Raw genomic sequence first — 761 nt, 5'->3', positions numbered from 1 at the left:
CGCAAGCAATATGATTTCTCTGTATACGTTGCTTTCGACCCTCGCATTTTTCGACGCCAGTTAGCTGTTTAATTTCCCGATGAAACTGCTCAATATACCAGCGCATAGCACACACATTTTGAGTGTCTTGACTGCAGTGTTGAGATGGGTCGTTAGTGGCCACATAATCGGTCCTGTTGGTAGAAACAGGCACGCGAAACAGTTTCATATAAAAATCACTAGGCATTCCCTTCAGCCGAATTATTTTACCAAGTTTTAGTTCCTCTTCAGTCCAGCTAAGCTCAGTAACAGCCTCATAGTGTTTCTTGACACCAGCGGGCCTTACCAAACGATTTCGTTTAATAGGACAGTAAAAGTACTTTCCTAAATCATGGACAAATAACATGAATTTATTACTTGCATACCATGTATCAACCAGAACTGTTGTAAAGATTATCTGCTTAGAATATATAGCATTTTTAAGCATATCTTGTAGATGATCAACGTTGCTTTTACCGTCACGTGCTGGATCAAAGATACGATAATCAATAAGCCAAAATTCCTTCGTTTCAGGATTAATATAAATGCAATTTACTAGACCAATACCACGCACAACCCCATGTGTATTTCCACTATATTGCCAACGAACTGATTCAATGTGTCGAGAATGATTCTAGTCTAAAATACTATCGTCAAAAACAATAAATCCGTTTTTGCTTTGTTTAATATCTCTCTTTGTATGCTCCCAAACTAACATGGGGGTTAGTTTTTCATCCCGCAAG

At 38.4% G+C, this 761-nt stretch carries 1 pseudogene; it reads right to left on the bottom strand.

What is annotated here, in order from left to right:
• Nucleotides 1–761: pseudogene (locus E1O47_RS12110) on the bottom strand (IS701 family transposase); the annotation flags it as partial.

Origin of the sequence: Legionella yabuuchiae (assembly GCF_900640115.1) — a bacterium.
Taxonomy (GTDB): domain Bacteria; phylum Pseudomonadota; class Gammaproteobacteria; order Legionellales; family Legionellaceae; genus Legionella_A; species Legionella_A yabuuchiae.
The sequence above is the reverse complement of the archived record's forward strand: the minus strand, read 5'-3'. Positions and strand labels throughout refer to the sequence as shown.